The sequence below is a fragment of the Corallococcus terminator genome (genome assembly GCF_049194865.1).
Taxonomy (GTDB): domain Bacteria; phylum Myxococcota; class Myxococcia; order Myxococcales; family Myxococcaceae; genus Myxococcus; species Myxococcus terminator_A.
The window spans coordinates 38095-55956 of record NZ_JBLZWL010000136.1; the positions used below are offsets into that span (position 1 = coordinate 38095).

Genomic DNA, 17862 nt, shown 5'->3' on the forward strand with positions numbered 1-17862 from the left:
TGATTGTCCCGAGTCGTTCGCTTTCGCCCCGCGCCCGCGCGGGAGTCGTCCCGAAGTTTTCCGGGTGGTGATGCCGTGAGCACCGAACAGACCTCGTTCACCACGCAGCTCGGCCAGCAGTTCCGTCAGTCGCTCGGACTGGCGCCGAAGCTCGTCCTCGTCACCACGCTCGTCAGCGCCACGGTGGCCGCCATCCTCACCGGCATCGCCACGCGGCGGCTGGAGAGCGACCTCATCGACAGCCACATGGGCGAAGGCCAGCTCCTGGCCCGTACCCTCGCGGTGTCCGCCGAGCAGGGCGTGACGGCGGGCATCGCCGCGCTCCAGCCCCTGCTGAACGTCTCGCGCACCAGCGAGGACGTCACGTACGTCTTCCTGACGGACGCCGTCGGCGGTGTCACGGCCCACAGCCTCCCAGGTGCCTTTCCGCAGTCGCTGAAGGAGGCGACGGCAGCGCAGGGCGAGGTGAGCGCGGAGACGGGCTGGGGCGCCGTGCTGGAAGTGGAGTCCGAGGGGCGGGTGCTTCACGCGATGAACGTGTCCGCGCCGGTGGCCGGTGGTCGGCTGGGCGCGGTGCACGTGGGCATCTCCCGGGACCACATCGACATGCTGGTGTCCGAGCTGCGCTGGCGGATGGTGGGCTTCGCGCTCCTGCTGGTGGCGCTGGGCGTGGCGGTGGCGGCGGCCTTCGGGCGCAGCATCGTCCGGCCCATGCGAGAGCTGACGGAAGTCGCGGGCCACATCGTCGAGTCCGGGGACCTCACCCGTCCCATCCAGGTGAAGAGCGGCGACGAGGTGGGCCGGCTGGCCAGCTCCTTCGCGCAGATGGTGGGCCGGCTGCGCGAGGTGACGCTCAACCTCCAGCAGGCGGCGCAGGCGCTCACGCAGTCCACCGAGCACCTCAACACCTCCTCCACGGACCAGGCGCAGACCATCTCCCGGCAGGCCGCCGCGCTCCAGGAGACGCAAGTCACCGCGCAGGAAATCAAGCAGACCTCCATGCTGGCCGCGCAGAAGGCGGAGAGCGTGCTGTCCGTGGCGGAGCGCGCGGATGCCCTGGCCCGCTCGGGCGAGGCGGCCATCGAGCAGACGATGGCGGGCCTCAACGACATCCGCGTCCAGGTGGGCGAGATTGCCCAGAAGATTCTCGAGCTGGGGGAGCGCACGCAGCAGATTGGCGGCATCACCCAGACGGTGAAGGACCTGGCGGACCAGTCCAACATGCTCGCGCTCAACGCGGCGATTGAGTCGGTGCGCTCGGGCGAGCACGGCAAGGGCTTCGGCGTGGTGGCGCGCGAAATCCGCGCGCTGGCGGACCAATCCATTCAAGCCACGACGCGGGTGCGCGAGCTGCTGGACGACATCGCCAACTCGGTGACGGCCGCGGTGCGAATCACCGAGCGCGGCGCGGAGCGCATGGAGGCGGGCCTGGCCCAGGTGCGCACCAGCGGGCAGAACCTGCGAGAGCTGTCCTCCATCGTCCAGGACAACGCCGCCGCCGTCCGTCAGATTGCCGCCGCCGTGAGCCAGCAGAACGTGGGCATCAACCAAATCACCCTGGCGGTGAATGACCTCTCCAAGATGATGGATGAGACCGTCGCCCGCATCGGCTCCACGGGTGAGGCGGCCACCACGCTGCAGATCATCTCCGAGCAGCTCTCCAGCGCGGTGAAAATCTACCGCGTCGAGTAGCGCCACCCACGGCGACACCGTGGATGCGAAGAGGCCCCGACTCCCTCACCTGGGAATCGGGGCCTCTTCATTTCCGGACGTCCGCGCGGAGTCGACTAAGCCAGCGCGGGCTCGGGCTGCACTGCAATCGCCTGGAGCTTGAGCCCCTCGCCAGCCGGGTCCACGTCGTAGCGGGCGGTGCCGCCGTTCTTCAGGTCACCGAAGAGCAGCGCCTCCGCGAGCAGCTTCTTCAGCGCGTTGTCCACGAGGCGGGCCATGGGCCGGGCACCGAAGGCCGGGTCATAGCCATGCTCGGCCAGCCACGCGCGGGCGGCCGGCGTCAGCTCCAGCTTCACCTTCTTCTCGTCCAGCATCTTCTGGAGGAGGCGGACCTCCTTATCCACGACCTTGAGGATGATTTCAGGCGGCAGACCGGAGAAGAGAATCCACCCGTCCAGCCGGTTGCGGAACTCCGGCGTGAAGGTGCGCTCAATCGCCTTCTTCGCGCGCATCGCGTCGGCCGGCTTCGTCAGGTCACCGAAGCCGATGGACTTGGTGCTCATCTCCTGGGCACCCGCGTTGGTGGTGAGGATGAGGACGATGTTGCGGAAGTCGGCCTTGCGGCCGTTGTTGTCCGTCAGCGTCGCGTGGTCCATCACCTGGAGCAGGATGTTGAAGAGGTCCGGGTGGGCCTTCTCGATTTCATCCAGCACCACCACGGCGTACGGATGCTTGCGCACCGCGTCCGTGAGCAGGCCGCCCTGGTCGAACCCGACGTAGCCCGGCGGCGCGCCGATGAGCCGGCTCACCGTGTGCTTCTCCGAGTACTCGCTCATGTCGTAGCGCAGGAACTCCACGCCCAACGTCTGCGCGAGCTGCTTGGCCAGCTCCGTCTTGCCCACGCCCGTGGGGCCCGAGAAGAGGAACGAGCCGATGGGCTTCTCCGGCGCACGCAGCCCCGAGCGCGCCAGCTTGATGGCGCCGACCAGGTCCTTGATGGCGCTGTCCTGCCCGAAGATGACCGCCTGCAGCTCCTTCTCCAGATTCTGGAGCTGGACGCCTTCGCTGGCCGACACGCTCTTGGCGGGAATCTTCGCCATCTTCGCGACGACGGTCTCCACGTCCGCGCCGGTGACGGTGTTGGTGCGCACGCCCTCTGGCTTGAGCTTCTCCGCCGCGCCCGTCTCGTCGATGACGTCGATGGCCTTGTCCGGCAGGAAGCGGTCATTGATGTGCTTGGCCGCCAGCTCCGCCGCCGCGCGAATCGCCTCCGGCGTGTACTTCACGCCGTGGTGCTCCTCGTAGCGGCTCTTCAGCCCCTCCAGGATGAGGACGGTGTCCTCGACGGAGGGCTCGGCGACTTCAATCTTCTGGAAGCGCCGCGACAGCGCGCGGTCCTTCTCGAAGGACGACTTGAACTCCTGGTACGTCGTCGAGCCGATGCAGCGCAGCTTCCCGCTGGCTAGCGCCGGCTTGAGGATGTTGGACGCATCCATGGAGCCGCCGCTGGTGGCGCCCGCGCCGACAATCGTGTGGATTTCGTCGATGAAGAGGATGGCGTCCTTCTGCTCCTGGAGCGCCTTGAGCACGCCCTTGAGCCGCTCCTCGAACTGGCCGCGGAACTTGGTGCCCGCCAGCAGCGAGCCCATGTCCAGGGAGTAGACGACGGCGTTCTTCAAGGGCTCCGGGACGCGGCCCTCGTGGATGTAGAGCGCCAGGCCCTCCGCGATGGCCGTCTTGCCCACGCCCGCCTCGCCCACGTAGAGCGGGTTGTTCTTCCGGCGGCGGCTGAGCACCTGGATGGTGCGCTCCAGCTCCTTGTCGCGGCCGATGAGCGGGTCGATTCGCCCCTCCTTGGCCTCGATGTTGAGCTGGGTGGTGTAGACCTCCAGCGGGTTCTTTCGCGGGGACTCCCCTTCGTCGTCGTCACCCGCGGGCGCGTTGCCTCCCTGGGCGCCCTCGGACGCGTCGTCCTCGCCGGCCTCCTCGTCCTTGGAGATGCCGTGGGAGATGTAGTTGAGCAAGTCGAGCCGGGTGACTCCCTCCTGCTGGAGCAGGTAGAGGGCCTGGCTCTCCTCTTCGCGGAAGAGGGCCACCAGCACGTCGCCCCCGTCGATGAGCTTCTGCTCGGCGGACAGGGCGTGCATGGCGGCGCGGTGGAGCACGCGCTCCACGCCGATGGTCTGCTGAGGCTCGGCCTCCACCCCGTCCGGCAGGCGTTCGACCGTCTCTTCCAGGAAGGAGACGAGCCGCTCCTGGAGGCGCTTCACGTTGGCCCCGCACGCCTTCAGGACTTCCCGCGTGCGCGAGTCCTTGGTGAGTGCGAGGAGCAGGTGTTCCAGCGTCAGGTACTCGTGGCTCATCTTCCGCGCCTCTTCCAGGGCGGTGCGGAAGCTGGCCTGCAACTCTTTGGCAATCAGCGGTCCTGCCACGGTTCAACCTTCCTCGGGTTCCATGGAGAGTCGCAGGGGGAAACCATTGTCCCGAGCCGCGGCCTCCACCGTCTTGAGCTTCGTCTCGGCGACCTCGAACGTATAGACGCCGGCCACTCCGACTCCGTTGTAATGAATGTGCAGCATGATCTGCACGGCATCCGACTCCGACTTGTGGAAGACCTCCTTCAGGACGGCCACCACGAACTCACGCGTCGTGTAATTGTCGTTGTGCAGAAGAACCTTGTAGAGCGTCGGTTTCTTGAGCTTCTGCTTGGGTACCGTCTCCGTGACGACGGAGCTGTCGTGCTCGTCCTTCTGCGCCATAAGTCTGTCGGACTCCCTTTGATGACCTCGGAAGCGGGCCGTTTCAGGCCTCTCCCTTGAAACCTGTCTCCGCCCGCCACTGAGGCAGCCCTCCCCGGACGGCCGCCCGCTCGTGCTCCAGGAAGCCACGCACCGCCCGCTCCAACCCCGGGTGGAGGAGCAGGTGGGCACTGTACGTGAGGCGCGGCTCGAAGCCTCGGGTGAGCTTGTGCTCCCCGCCCGCGCCGGGCTCGAAGCGCGTCAGTCCCTGTTCAATCGCCTCCGCCACGGGGTGGTAGAGGCAGACGTTGAAGTGCAGGAACGGATGCTCCTCGAAGCATCCCCAATAACGGCCGTAGAGGACCTTTGGCGCCCTGAAATTGAACGCGCCGGCCACCAGCGCCCCTTCCCTCCGGACCTCCACCAGTTCGCAGCGGTGCCGGAAGTGGGAGCGCATCCGCGCGAAGAAGTCGCGGGTGAGGAAGCGCGCCCCCCACGGGTACTTGTCCACCGTGGAGACGTAGAGGCGGTACAGCGTGTCCACGTCCACCGACTGGAGGGCATCGCCCCGCAGGGTGCGCAGCGTGAGGCCCTGCTCGGCGGGGGCTCGCAGCTCGCGCCGCACCTGGTTGCGCCGCTTGGATTGGAAGCGGGCGAGGAAGTCCTCCATCGTCCGGTAGCCGGCGTTGTGCCACTGGTACTGGACGCCCAGCCGCATGGCGAAGCCCTGGGACTCCAGCGTGGGCAGCTCCTCCTCGGTGGGGAAGAGGACGTGGATGCCGGAGAGCTGCTCGGCGCGGGCGAACTCCAGGGCGCCCGCGTACAGCTCCGCCTCGCGGGCGGCGCGGTCCTCGCCGGGGGCCACCAGCACGCGCCGGCCGGTGGCGGGGGTGAAGGGGACGGTGAAGACGAGCTTCGGGTAGTAGCGCAGCCCCGCGCGTTCGGCGGCGGTGGCCCAGGGCGCGTCGAAGACGAACTCCCCCTGGCTGTCGTCCTTGAGGTACGCGGGCGCGGCGGCGACGAGGCGCGAGCCGCGCCACAGCGTCAGGTGCCGGGGGTGCCAGCCGCGCTCCGGCACCGCGCTGCCGCTGTCCTCGAGCGCGGCGAGGAAGGCCCACTCCAGGAAGGGCATGGCGGCCTCGTCCACGAGCCCGTCCCAGAGGGAAGCGGGCACCTCGTGGATGGAGGGCAGGATGCGCAGGGTGGTGGGCAGCGGGGTGGACATCGGCGTCGGCGCGGGCAGGTCGTGGGGCCAGCCTATAACGACGGCGGGCCCCCCTTGCCACGGCCGGCCGGCCCCTACTTCCCTCGTGTCAATTCGGCGGCAAGGAAGCGGCCCGCTTCGGCCAGGCCAGCGTCACCTCGACGACGTCCCTCCTCGGACTCCATCACCCGGCGGGCCGCGTCGCTGGCGGTGCCGGCCTCCAGGTCCGCCAGGACGAGGAACGCGCTCCAGGCGGGAGATGCGGGCGCCACGCGGCCGGGGCGGGTGGGGCGGTCCGACAGGGTGGTGGCGACCTTCTCCAGCAGCCCGTCGTCATTGAGCCGCTTCGTGGTGCCCTTCATGGAGGCCCACGCGGACTCCAGCAGCGCGGGCAGCATCCTCCCGGCGAGGGCGGCCGACAGTCGCTGCCCGGCCTCCTCCTCGTCGATTTGGTGCGCCTGGGCGTAGGTGGGGGCCAGCTTGGCCACCACCACGGCGCGGGTGGCGAGATGGGCGAGTCGGGGAGGGTAGGACATGGGCGCTCCAGTGGGCGCCGTCGACGACCCGGGCGCGAGTTACCAGCGGACCAGCAGACGGTAACCGTCCGTGCTGCGCTCCTCTACCGTGATTCGGGGCTGGGCGTTGGCCAGTTCCAACATCCGCTCCAGGCCGCCGGCCATCAGGTCCGGGCGGTTGTAGCGGTCGGTGATGTGCAGCCGCCGGCCTCGCTCGCCCACCTGGGACATGGTGATTTCGATATCGGCGCGGCCCATCATCGACAGGTAGCGGGGGATGCGCTCGGCGGCGCGCGCGGGGCCAATCATGGGCAGGGCCACCGCCGCCACGCGTCCCACCAGCGTCTCAGCGAAGCCGTTGACGAGCGTGCGACCGACCTGCCGGTAGCCCTCTTCATCACTCAGCTCGCCGAAGGCCTCCTGGCGGGCCAGGGCGACGGCGCGCTGCCAGACCTGGACGGGGTAGTCCGTCTCCGGCCTCTTGATGTCGTAGCCCAGCGCGGCCAGCTCCTCCACGAGCCGACCCGAGACCTTCAGACCCCGCACGAACAGCCCCTCTAGCACGCTTCCAGGAATGCGGGGCGGCGGAGGCTGGGGCTGCTCGGTGGGACGGCGCAGGGGACTGATGGCCATGTGAAGCTCACAGGGGCGCGGAGGTCCGTCCACCATAGTGGATAACCGGTTCTGCCGCGAATTCGGGCTGTTCTTTTATTCCCCGATGAGTCACGGGGAGCGGACGTGGCGGGGAGGGGGCGAAGGTTTGATTCCCCAAGGGTCGGGTTGCTATGGGGCCGCGAGCGCCTTAGAGGAGAGGACCGAGGAGAACTGCATGTCGGTGAACATCCAGCTGGAATGGACCCCCAACCCGAGCACGCTGAAGTACGTGGTGGATCGGCGACTGTTGGCGGGCGGCGCGGTGAGTATCACGAATCCCCAGGAGGCCCTGGCGAAGTCGCCCCTGGCGCGCAAGCTCATGGACGTGCGCGGTGTGACGGCGGTGATGATTGGCACCAACTTCGTGACGGTGACGAAGGGTGACGATGGTGAGTGGGACGAGCTGAATGACCAGGTGATGGAGACCCTGGACACGCACCTGACGGCGAACGAGCCGGTGGTGGACGAGGAGGCGATTGCGGCGGCGCGTCAGGCGACGGCGAGCGACGGTGGCGGCTCGGTGGAGGCCCGCATCCGAGACATCCTGGACGCGGAGATTCGTCCGGCGGTCGCGATGGACGGCGGCGACATCACCTTGGACCGCTTCGAGGACGGCATCGTCTACCTGCACATGAAGGGTTCGTGCGCGGGCTGTCCGTCGTCGACGGCGACACTGAAGATGGGCATCGAGGGGCGCCTGCGGGAGATCATTCCCGAGGTCCTCGAGGTGGTGTCCATCTGAGGCGCAACGTCAAGGCTTCTCAGGTCCGGCGGGAGCTTCTGCCGGACCAGTCGCAGGCGCTCTTGCGCGAGCTGCACCTGCTCACGCGGGAGGGCCATCTCAACGCGGATGCGCTGCGCAAGCTCAAGCAGGTCAACCACCTGATGGGGCTCTTGCGTCCGGCGGTGGAGGACGTGAAGGCGCGCCATCCCGAGTCCTCCGTGTTCGTGGATGCGGGCAGCGGCAACGCGTACCTGGGGTTCGTGCTCTACGAGCTGTTCCTGAAGGACGCCGCCACGGGCACGTTGCTGTCGGTGGAAGGGCGTCCGGAGCTGACGGAGCGCGCGAAGGGGCGCGCCGAGCGGCTGGGTTTCTCGCGGATGCAGTTCCAGACGGCGCACATCGACCAGGCCGCGTATCCGGAGCGCATCCACCTGCTGATGGCGCTGCATGCGTGTGACACGGCCACGGACGACGCGCTCATCGCGGCGGTCCGGTATGGCGCGGACCACGTCGCGGTGGTGCCGTGCTGTCAGGCGGAGGTGGCCGCGCAGCTGAAGGAGAATCGACAGGCGGCGCACGGGAGCATGGGCCTCTTGTACGCGCATGCGTGGCACCGGCGCGAGTTCGGCTCGCACCTGACGAACGTCATCCGCGCGCTGACGCTGGAGTCGTTCGGCTATCAGGTGACGGTGACGGAGCTGACGGGCTGGGAGCACTCGTTGAAGAACGAGTTGATCCTCGCGCGGCGGGTGCACCGGGACAATCGACGGGCGCGCATCCAGCTCGAGCGGTTGTTGGCGGAGACGGGTGTGAATCCGAAGCTGACGCGGGAGCTGGGCGTGAAGCCCGCTGCGTCCGTGGGCGGCGCGGTACCTGTCGAGCCGCTGCCCGAGGCGCCGCAGACGGCGTCCTCCGAGGAAACTGCTCCGACCGCCGAGGGCTGAGCGTGTGACGAGGAGGCTCGTAAGGGGCCTCCTCGTTGCGCAGGCCGCTGACGCAGGCGCTGGCCTCCGACGTCAGAAGGGAGCAGGGCAGTCGAAGGTGACGCTCGCCCCTGTTCCTGGATGCTGGAGGGTGAGTGACTCCGCGTGGAGCATGAGTCGTTCTCCGTCATGGCCGTAGAGTCGGTCTCCGACGATGGGCGCTCCGAGTCCGAGCGGATGCGAGGCGTGGACCCGGAGTTGATGCGTTCTTCCAGTGAGCGGGAAGAAGGCCACGCGGGTTCTTCCGTCACGCCGTTCGAGGACGCGCCACTCCGTCACCGCGGACTTGCCGTGGACCGGGTCGTGAATCTGTCGAGGCCTGTCATTCAGGTCGACGCGCATCGGGAAGTCGATGCGGCCCTGGTCCTCCCGCACGTGTCCGTCCACCCACGCCACGTAACGCTTCCGCACTTCCCGGTGCACGAACTGGCTCTGCAGCGCCGCATGCGTGCGTGAGTCGAGCGCCGCGACGAGCAGCCCCGACGTGTCCAGGTCCAGTCGGTGCACCAGGAGCGGGCCCGTGGCCTGGGGATGTCGGGCCTTCAATCGCGTGAGCACGGAGTCCGTGAGCGACTCTTCGCGTCCCGGCACGGATAGAAGCCCGTGGGGCTTGTCGATGACGACGAGCCACGCGTCCTCGAACAGCACCGTCAGCGCGCCAGGGGCCGCGGGCGGCGGTGAGAAGGTTCGAGGAGGCGCGACCTGAAGCCCCTCCAACATGAAGGGGAGCAGCGGGCCGCACTTGTCGCGACACGCGGCGTAGTACGCACCGGAGACACGTCCTCCCGCCGGAGGCGCCGCGCCCCACCAGAACTCCGCGAGCGCGAGAGGGCGCAGCCCATGGGCATGGGCATACGCGAGCAACTTGGGTGCGGCGCAGTCAGCGGCGCCGGAGGGCGGCTGTGCGCGTTCGTAGAGCGCTCGCAGGAGGCGACGCTCACCGCGCGCGCTGGTGATGGCGTAGGTGTCATGGATGCGCCGCATGAGCGCACGGCTCACCATGTGGCGCAGGCGCTCCACGGCACGAAGTCGTCGCTCCAGCCGCGCGAGCTGGGGCTCGACGTGCGCACGCTCCTCGACCTGAGTCGCTTCCAAGCGGCGTTTCTCGGCCTTGTCGCCTCGGCTCTCCTGGTCGAGCGCATGGAGCGCGGCGCGATTCTCCGGGGTGGCTTCCCCGGATGACGGCTCGTTGCTTCCTGGCTGTTTCCGGGTGAGTTCATCCCTGCGCGCATGACGTTGCTTGCGCCGGGCCTCGTGCAGCTCGCGCAGCACCGAGAGCTCCGCCGTGTGCCGAGCCGACTGGGCCGCATGTGCCGCACGCAGTTCGAGGAGCTCAGGTGCTGTACGCAGGGCTTCATGCCGAGCCAGCAGCGTCTTCACCGTCGCCTCGCCCGTGGGCTCCAGGCGCGCTCGTGCCTCGCGGTCGAACAGGGGTGGAACGAAGCCCTCCACATCCCAGCGTCCGGCGAGCATCCCCGAGAAGGCTCTCAGGAACCCGACGCGTCCATCGGGCTGGCGCACCACGAGCACGCCGAACATCTTTCCGCCCTCGGGATTCTCCAGCAGGGACGTGGGCACGTCCGGAGCGAGGTGTCCCGAGCGCAGCTCCGCCTGAAGAACCGCCGCGGCCTGTCGACCCAGCGCCGAGGGCCCCAGCTCGTCGAAGGGGCTGGGGAGGCTTCCTCCCTCTTCGGGAGGACTCGTCCGGGGCTCGAAGAGGGTGACACGTGCGTCCACGCGCTCACCGCTAGCATGAAACCCGGGCTCCCGGTGAACGGGCCAGGGAGCCGGGCCCTCCCCGCGCTACTCGAGTGCGGCCTTGCCGTCCGGCTTGCGCTGGAAGCGATACAGCACGAAGCCGACAGCGAGGGCGATGGCCCCGGCGAGGAGGTTCTTTCGCTCGGCGCTCAGCGCGAACACGACACACAGCGAGGCGGCGGCGATGGGAATCACCGGCCCCCCAGGGATGCGGAACGCATTGGCCGGCTGCTGGAGCTTGCGCCGCAGCACCGGCACCGCCACCGCCGTGCCGAAGTACGTGGCCAGTCGAGCCACCACGGAGAGCGTGGCGAGGACCTCGAACGAGCCGGAGAAGGCGAGCGGCAGCGCGATGGCGGTCTGCAGCAGGATGGCGAACATCGGAGTGCGGTAGCGCGGGTGCAGCGTGGCGAGCGCCGCCGGGCCGAAGCCGTCCTGCGCCAGCGCGTAGAGATAGCGCGGCCCCGCGAGCACCGTGTTGCTGTTGGTTCCGAGAATGGACAGCACTCCGCCCACCGTCATCAGGAGTCCGCCCCAGCCGCCGAGGAAGCGCGCGGCGGCATCCGCCAGGGGCGTCTTCGCGTCCACGACACCGGGCAGCGTGCCCAGGGCGACCCACTGCACCGCCGTGTAGATGAGCGTGACGACGCCAATCTGGACGATGAGCGCGAAGGGAACGTCCCGGCGCGGATTCTTGAACTCACCGGCCGGCGCGGCGGTGTTCTCGAAACCCGCATAGGCGAACAGGAGCAGCAACACGGCTGCGCCCAGGTTGCCCTCATTCTTCGCGACCACCGAAGTGGCCAGCGGGGTGGACACGAAGAAGATGCCCACGCCGATGAAGATGAGCAGCGGCACCGTCTTGGTGATGGCGAGGAACACGGCGGTCCGCGCGCCACCCTTCACGCCGAAGACGTTGATGGCGGTGAGCGCGAGCAGCGGAAGCGAGATGGCCAGCGCCTGGCCCACACCCTCGTTGGCACCGGGCCACAGGTAGCCGAGCGCGCGAGAGAATCCCACGGACAGCGAGGCCACCGACGAGACGCGGGCCAGCCACGTCATCCAACCCACCTGGAAGCCGACCAGCTCACCGAAGGCCTCGCGCGTGTAGAGGTACGCGCTGCCGGGCTTGTCGAAGTAGCTGGCGGCCTCCGCGAAACACAGCACGAGCAGCAGCACGGCCAGTCCGGCGAGCACCACGGCGCCCGTGCTCGCGGAGCCGAGGTTGGCCGCCGCCGCGGCGGGCAGCAGATACACCCCGCTGCCGATGACGTCGTTGATGGAGAAGCCCACCAGCTCCCAGCGGGAGACCGCGCGCTTCATTCCAAGGTCTTGAGGCGTCGAATCGCTACCAGTCGTCATGGTGGGGTGGGGGAGGCCGGGTGGACCTGACAGGGGCGACCACTGGAGCATACGCGGGGCGAAACCGCGAATCCGGTTCCTCCCGAGCCCCTCACCGAGCACGGCTCACGAGGTCAGCAGCAGCCGGCACCGCAGCCCGCCGTTTCGCACGGGCACGCTGCGCGCACCGGGCAGCTCCAGCGCCTTCACCAGCGCGGAGTCGTCCGGAACCAGCAGCGCCGCGCGCCAGCCCGCGAAGCCCTTGCGAACCGTGTTGCCGAGCGCGCGGTACAGGCCGGGCAGGTCATCGCCTTCACCCAGGCGCTTGCCATACGGCGGGTTCGCCACCAGCAACCCAGGCGCACCCGAGGGCGCCGTCAACGTGCGCAAATCCTTGCGCTCCAGCGAGAGCGTCATCCCCGCGCGCCGTGCATTCCTTCGCGCCGTGCCCAGCGAACCCGCGTTGATGTCAAAGCCATACACGGGCGCGCGAGGTGCCGACAGCGACTCCGCCTCCGCGCGCGCCTTGCGAGCGGCCCACGCGCTCGCGTCGAAGCCTGGGAAGGACTCGAAGGCGAAGCCATGCAGCAGGCCCGGAGCGCGGCGCAGGGACATCCACGCGCCTTCCACCAGGAAGGTCCCAGAGCCACACATCGGGTCCACCAGCGGCTGCGTGCCGTCATACCCGGCCAGCATCAAGAGGCCCGCCGCGAGCGTCTCCCGCAGCGGCGCGCGGCTCACCTCTTGTCGATAACCCCGGCGATGCAGCGGCTCCCCGCTGGTGTCCGCGCTCACCGTGAAGTCGTTGCCCTCCACGCGGACCAGCAACGTGAGCCCTGGCCCACCTTCGTCGTCGAGCGGTCCCGCCCGGCCCACGTCGGCCAGCCCCCACGCCTTCGCCGCCGCCGAGAACACGACGCCCTGACTCGGGACTCCCGCGCGGTGCAGCGTCACCGAGAGCCGGGGCGGCGCGCTCCGGTCCCACGTGCGTGACAGGTCCAGCCCGCGCAGGCCACGAATCAGCGCCCCCTCGTCATCCGCGTGGAAGGTGCCCAGCCGCAGCAACACCCGGCTCGCGGTGCGCAAGCGCAGGTTGGCCTCCTGGTGCAGCCCGGGGGGCCCCTCGACTTCCACACCCCCTTCGACGAGGTAAGGCTCCCAGCCCAGCGCGGAGCACTCCGCCTCCAGCGCGGGCTCCAGTCCGGGAAGGGTGGACACGTAGACATGTTCTCGGGCGCGGGCGGTCGTCACGGGGGACCCCCATTGTCCGTGCTCCCATGGCGACCGCAACGCCTCATTGCGGAATCACGGCGGCGACGCGGCGGGGGGCTCGGCCTCCAGCGGCCTGGGCACCTGGGGTGCGTCATCCGCGTAGACGCCCCGGTACTCGGGGGGCAGGAGCCTCGCCACCCGACGCATCATCGCGTCCACCAGCGCCTGCCTCGGGTCCTCCGCGCCAGCGACCTCGGGCTCCAGGTCCTCCATGCGGAACGCGGGGCCCACCCGCACGCGGACGTGGGCGTGATACAGCTGCTCGCCGCCCATGTCCGAGTCGTTGATGGGCATCAACTTCTCCGTCCCCATCAGCGCCACCGGCACCACCGGGGCACCCGCGCGCTTGGCGATGAGCGACACGCCCTTCTTCGCCTGTTGCAGCGCGCCATTCCGGCTGCGCGCACCCTCGGGGAAGATGAGCACCGAGTCGCCGCCCTTGAGCGTCTCCACCGCCCGGCGCACCGCCTCGATGTCCGGCGAGTTGGGCTTGATGGCGATGGTGTCCATCACCTCCGAGGCCAGCCGCGTCATCACCGTGCTCTGGAGCTTCACTCCCGCCAGGAAGTACAGCTTCCGGGGGCGGAACGCGCGGAACAGCGTGAAGCCATCCGCGTTGGACAGGTGGTTGCAGATGTAGAGGCAGGGCACGTCGGGGATGTTGCCCCGGCCCTCCACGACTTCGTCCGCCAGCGCATCCCACACGCCGTCCATCAAGGTGCGCACCACGTGGCGCCGGACACCTTCCGGCAGTCGGGCCATCAGGGAGAAGAGAATGCGGAGCACGGGTCGTTCGCCTCCACTGCGGGGACGGCCCAAGAGCATGGACCGGCCGGAGTTCTGGCGTCCGACCACCGCCGCCAGGGCTTCAGCGCCGCCACTGGCCACCAGAAGATGTAGTCCCGCGACGACTCCAGGTCAGTGCTCACGCAAAGCCCCCCACCTGCCCGCAAGCCGTCCCGTCGTGCAGCCAACGGTCCGGACCGACTCCGGGGCCAGACCACCCCTCCCGCGTGTCACGAACCGATGACCCCGGGACGCTCGAACCCATCGGCGAGGACCCTGGGTTTGCGCTAAGGGAGGAAAACATGAGCGCCGCCGAATCCACCCTCTCGCGCAGCAGGAAGCCCGTGGAGTACGAGGTCACCGTCGCCCACGTGCGGATGGACACGCACGATACGGCAACGCTCTTCCTCGACTTCGGGGAGCCCCGTCCGGACTACAAGGCCGGCCAGTTCATCAACATCGACCCGCACCAGTTCCACGCGCTCGGGCGCCTGTCCGCCTACCTGCAGGAACAAAAGGGGCGCAAGGAGCCCCAGCGCTCGTACTCGCTGGCCTCCGCGCCTCACGAGCCTCACGTGGCCATCACCGTGAAGGACGAGGAGTTCATCCCCGGCCTCACCCGCTACCCGCCGCTCTTGTCCCCGTTCCTCGTCCACGGGCGGCTCACCGGCGCGCGCCTCAAGGTGCTGGGCTTCATGGGCCCCTATGTGCTGCCGGAGGACGTGGACCAGCGCACGGACCATGTCGTCCACCTGGTGGCCGGCTCCGGCGCGGTGCCCAACTTCGGCATCCTCAAGGACGCGCTCCACCGCGACCTCAAGGTCCGCCACACCTTCGTCATGTCCAACAAGACGTGGGGTGACGTGCTCTACCGGGACGAGCTGGAGGCGCTGGCGAGCCAGCACCCGGGCCGCGTCCGGCTGGTGCACACGCTCACCCGCGAGCTGGACGAGTCGCGCTTCGGCGCCGACGTGCGCAAGGGCCGCGTCCATCTTGCCTTGCTGGAAGAGCTCATCCCGGACCACGCCACGTGCCTCGTCTACGCGTGCGGCCCCGCGATTACTCCGTGGGACCGCCGCAAGGCGCTGGAGACGCGCACGCCGGCCACGCCGCGCTTCATGGAGACGGTGCTCGGCCACCTGCACGCGCTCGGCATCGACGACAAGCGAATCAGGCGGGAAACCTACGGTTAGACTCCAGCGGGAGCAGCACCTCGAAGCGAGCGCCCCGCTTTGGCCGGCCGCTCGCGTGCACCTGCCCGCCGTGCGCGAGCACCACGCGCTTGACGATGGCGAGCCCCAGGCCCCGCCCGTTGGCGCGCGTGAGGAAGAAGGGCTCGAAGACGCGGCGCGGGTCCACGTCGGGGATGCCCGGGCCCTCGTCCTCCACCACCAGCCTCACGCCTCCCTCCACCGGCTCCACGTTCAGCCGCACGCGCCCACCCGGCGGTGAGGCCTGCACCGCGTTGCGCACCAGGTGCGTCGCCGCGAGCTGGAGCAGCGTCTCATCGCCCATGATTTCGGGCGTGTCCGGCGCTTCGTCCACGGTAAAGCGCAGCGTGGGCGCGTCCGGTGGACCATGGAGCTGGCCCAGCGCGCGCCGCACCAGCTCACCCAGGTGCACGGGACGCGGGCGCGGCTCCAGCGGGCGCACCACGTCCAGCAAGTCCCGGACGATGTCCTCCAGCCGGATGGCCTCTTCCTCCAGCATGCCCACCGCGGCCTGCCCCGTGGGGCCCAGGTGCGCCTCGCGGCGCAGCACCGCCACCGCGTTGAGGATGGCGCCGAGCGGATTGCGCACCTCGTGCGCCACCACGCCCGCGGCCTCGCCGAGCACCGTCAGCCGCTCCTGGGCCACCAGCTCCTCCTGGAGCCGCGTCACCTCGCCCAGGCGCTCCGCCGCCATGCGGTGGTGACGCACGTTCTCGAGCGCGGCCCCGAGCAGCTGCGCGAACAACTCCAGCGTGCTCGCGGAGGAGGGCGTGAGGTCCAGGCCCTGCGCGGTGAGGATGCCGAAGGGCTGGCCCTCCACGAAGATGGGCGCGTCCAGGGCGCGGATGCCGGGCGGATAGGCGCGCCGGATGTCCTCGAAGACCTCGCTGGTGTGGATGCGGTGGGCCGCGCCGAGCGCGTCCTGATGGAAGGCCGCCTTGCGCCGCGCGAGCACCTCCGCCAGGTGCGGCAGGGTGTCGAGAGGCATGCGGACCTCGGAGATCGGCATGCCGTAGTTGCGCTCGGCCAGCGCGACGATGGCGGGCTGCTGCCGCATGGGCCCGTGCCGGAACGTGTTTCCTTCCACCAGGAGGATGGCGGAATAGAAGCCCTGGCGGTGGACGGCCTCGATGGCTGTCTCGAGGACCTCGTGCTCGTCGCGCGCGCGCAGCATGTCCGCGGAGGCGGCGGCCAGCGCCTCGGTGAGCCGGCGCGTGGTGTCCATCCCCGCCGCGTCGTGCATCAGGACCACCGTCTCGTCCGGCGCGGCGCCCGGCGAATAGGTCACCGTCACCGTGTGCTCCCGCCCGTCCGCGCCCCGAAGGCGCATCCACAGCGGATGCTCCGGACGGTTTCCGTCACGGGTGACCGCCTCGTGCACCGCCTCCACCCAGCCACGCTCGACGGGGGCGGCGCGGGCGATGAGCACCGAGACGGGCGTGGCCTTCAGCTCCTCGAGGCAGATTCCCAGCAGGGCCGCCATGGCCACGTTGGCGAACACCACCTCATCTCCCCGGACGACCGACGCGGGGGTGGGCAGCCCTTCGAGCAACCAGTAGGCAGGCGGTGCGGCGGAGGCGTCGGCGGGCACGGAAGTCATCCTGGCTGACGGCGAGAGGGCGCCGGGAGGGGGATGCAATCGATTTCGAGGTGTCCCGTAGGAAAGGGGGAGGGGACACAGCGAAGGATGGACACCATGAACTTCATGAATGTGATGGGCCGCGATGACCTGGAGCTCAAGGCGGTGATGGCGGTGATGGCGGCTTTCGTGATGACCGGGGCCGTGTTCTTCGGTCAGCTGATGTAGCAAGCCGCCCGGAGCGGGACTGCTTTTCGCTCAGGGCTTCTTCGGGGGCTTGCGGCTCACGAACTGCTGGATGAAATCCCGCTCCTCCTTACGGAGGCTGCTGAGCCGCAACCCATAACCTCGCGGGTTCTTGCCGTCCTCCAGCGAGTTCTCCCAGATGACGGAGCTTCGCAGCGTCATCACGCGCGAGGGGTCATCGAACCGCAGCGTCAGCTCCACCAGGGTGCCCAGCCGCAGCGGCTTGTCCGTGGCGATGAAGAGGCCGCCGGAGGAGAGGTTGATGATGCGGTGGTCCGTGAAGATGCCGGTGTTCTGCATCGACACCTTCACGTCCGCGTGGATGCGATCATCCGTGCGGCGCTCCAGACCCACGAACTCCGCGCTGGAATAGGTGGGCGCTGCCGCGACCTTGCGCAGCGGCGCCGCGGGCGGCGGAGGCGCGGGCGGCGGCAGCGTGTGCGTGCGCTGCACCGGCGGCGGGCGCGGCGCGGCGGGCGCGGCCGTCGCGTGCATCACCGGCGGCGGCGGACGGGCCGGCATCACCGGCTGGGGCGGGGGAGCGACGGGTTGCGGCGCAACGGCCATGGCCTGCGGCGCGACGGCGGGAACCCGCGCGGCCACGGGCGGCGCCATGATGGGCGCCACCGAGGCCACGGCCGGCGGCGGCGGGGGTGGCAGCGGCCCGTCCATGTCCAGCCGGGGAGGCAGCGGCCGCTCCTGCTGGTAGGCGCCCTGCGCGTGGAGCACCTCCATTTCGCGCATGCAGCGAGACAGGAAGTCGAAGATCTCCGCCGACACCGTGCGCAGCTCCGGATGCGTGTCCGGCGACAGGTGCTCGGGCGAGAAGCGCTTGGCCATGCGGAAGAAGGCCAGCCGCACCTCATCCAGGCTCGCGGTCGGCTTGGCGCCGAAGACCTCGTGGGGCGGCAGGTTCTGCAAGCCCCGGAGCTGGGTGCGCAGGCGCTCGGCCTGCTGTTGCTCCATGGCGGGCGACGGCCGCGCGGTGAAGAGGTCGCGCAGCTCCGGCAGCTCCTGGACGGCCACCCACTGGGTGCCGTCCCGAGAAGCGCGCACGGCGGCCTTGAGCCGCCCGGAGGAGATGAGCTCTCGAAGGGCCTGGAGGGCGAGCGGGCCCAACACGCGGCCCAGGTTGTCCGCTACCCAGTAACCCACAGCAGGAGACGACACGCAGACACCT

15 protein-coding genes are annotated in these 17862 nt (G+C 69.5%); 4 read left to right on the forward strand and 11 right to left on the reverse strand.

Going from position 1 to position 17862, the window contains the following annotated elements; genetic code table 11:
• Positions 1-75 precede the first annotated feature (75 nt).
• Complete coding sequence (locus ACN469_RS39885; RefSeq protein WP_498776996.1) at positions 76-1692, forward strand: methyl-accepting chemotaxis protein; 1617 nt, start codon at positions 76-78, stop codon at positions 1690-1692.
• Between the two features lie 95 nt (positions 1693-1787).
• On the opposite strand, the gene clpA is transcribed toward ACN469_RS39885, so the two are convergent.
• The 5 genes from clpA to ACN469_RS39910 all read right to left on the reverse strand — a co-directional run bounded on the left by clpA (position 1788) and on the right by ACN469_RS39910 (position 6761).
• A complete protein-coding gene (clpA, locus tag ACN469_RS39890; RefSeq protein ID WP_498776998.1) occupies positions 1788-4103 on the reverse strand; it encodes an ATP-dependent Clp protease ATP-binding subunit ClpA in 2316 nt (771 codons plus the stop codon).
• 3 nt (positions 4104-4106) lie between these two features.
• Entirely contained in the window at positions 4107-4430 is a 324-nt protein-coding gene (locus ACN469_RS39895) for an ATP-dependent Clp protease adaptor ClpS (RefSeq protein ID WP_163870093.1), read from the reverse strand.
• A 43-nt stretch (positions 4431-4473) separates the two neighbouring features.
• Positions 4474-5634: a GNAT family N-acetyltransferase gene (locus tag ACN469_RS39900; RefSeq protein ID WP_498777000.1), complete on the reverse strand. Its 1161-nt coding sequence runs from the start codon at positions 5632-5634 to the stop codon at positions 4474-4476.
• A 74-nt stretch (positions 5635-5708) separates the two neighbouring features.
• On the reverse strand, positions 5709-6149 hold the full coding sequence (locus tag ACN469_RS39905) for a hypothetical protein (protein ID WP_498777002.1): 441 nt from the start codon (positions 6147-6149) through the stop codon (positions 5709-5711).
• A 39-nt stretch (positions 6150-6188) separates the two neighbouring features.
• Positions 6189-6761 (reverse strand): DUF2378 family protein, encoded by a 573-nt coding sequence (locus ACN469_RS39910; protein ID WP_498777004.1) that lies wholly within the window; start codon positions 6759-6761, stop codon positions 6189-6191.
• Between the two features lie 196 nt (positions 6762-6957).
• On the opposite strand from ACN469_RS39910, the gene ACN469_RS39915 reads away from it, so the two are divergent.
• Positions 6958-7524, forward strand: a complete 567-nt coding sequence (locus tag ACN469_RS39915; RefSeq protein ID WP_498777006.1) for a NifU family protein — start codon at positions 6958-6960, stop codon at positions 7522-7524.
• A 143-nt stretch (positions 7525-7667) separates the two neighbouring features.
• Positions 7668-8450: a class I SAM-dependent methyltransferase gene (locus tag ACN469_RS39920; protein WP_498777324.1), complete on the forward strand. Its 783-nt coding sequence runs from the start codon at positions 7668-7670 to the stop codon at positions 8448-8450.
• A 72-nt stretch (positions 8451-8522) separates the two neighbouring features.
• Here ACN469_RS39920 and ACN469_RS39925 read toward each other — a convergent pair whose 3' ends face one another.
• The 4 genes from ACN469_RS39925 to ACN469_RS39940 all read right to left on the reverse strand — a co-directional run bounded on the left by ACN469_RS39925 (position 8523) and on the right by ACN469_RS39940 (position 13646).
• Positions 8523-10226, reverse strand: a complete 1704-nt coding sequence (locus ACN469_RS39925; protein WP_498777008.1) for an RluA family pseudouridine synthase — start codon at positions 10224-10226, stop codon at positions 8523-8525.
• Between the two features lie 66 nt (positions 10227-10292).
• A complete protein-coding gene (locus ACN469_RS39930; RefSeq protein ID WP_498777010.1) occupies positions 10293-11570 on the reverse strand; it encodes an APC family permease in 1278 nt (425 codons plus the stop codon).
• Between the two features lie 144 nt (positions 11571-11714).
• Positions 11715-12839 carry a THUMP domain-containing class I SAM-dependent RNA methyltransferase gene (locus tag ACN469_RS39935; protein ID WP_498777012.1) on the reverse strand — a complete coding sequence of 375 codons (1125 nt, stop codon included), beginning with the start codon at positions 12837-12839 and terminating at the stop codon, positions 11715-11717.
• Positions 12840-12893: 54 nt separating this feature from the next.
• Positions 12894-13646 carry a lysophospholipid acyltransferase family protein gene (locus ACN469_RS39940; RefSeq protein WP_498777014.1) on the reverse strand — a complete coding sequence of 251 codons (753 nt, stop codon included), beginning with the start codon at positions 13644-13646 and terminating at the stop codon, positions 12894-12896.
• A 302-nt stretch (positions 13647-13948) separates the two neighbouring features.
• Here ACN469_RS39940 and ACN469_RS39945 point away from each other — a divergent pair, with 302 nt between their 5' ends.
• Complete coding sequence (locus ACN469_RS39945; RefSeq protein ID WP_498777016.1) at positions 13949-14839, forward strand: ferredoxin reductase domain-containing protein; 891 nt, start codon at positions 13949-13951, stop codon at positions 14837-14839.
• Here the strand turns inward: ACN469_RS39945 and ACN469_RS39950 are convergent.
• Both ACN469_RS39950 and ACN469_RS39955 read right to left on the reverse strand, forming a co-directional pair.
• Positions 14817-16457 carry a sensor histidine kinase gene (locus ACN469_RS39950; protein WP_498777018.1) on the reverse strand — a complete coding sequence of 547 codons (1641 nt, stop codon included), beginning with the start codon at positions 16455-16457 and terminating at the stop codon, positions 14817-14819. The genes ACN469_RS39945 and ACN469_RS39950 overlap by 23 nt on opposite strands.
• A 237-nt stretch (positions 16458-16694) precedes the next feature.
• Positions 16695-17852: a TIGR02266 family protein gene (locus tag ACN469_RS39955; RefSeq protein WP_498777020.1), complete on the reverse strand. Its 1158-nt coding sequence runs from the start codon at positions 17850-17852 to the stop codon at positions 16695-16697.
• Positions 17853-17862 lie beyond the last annotated feature (10 nt).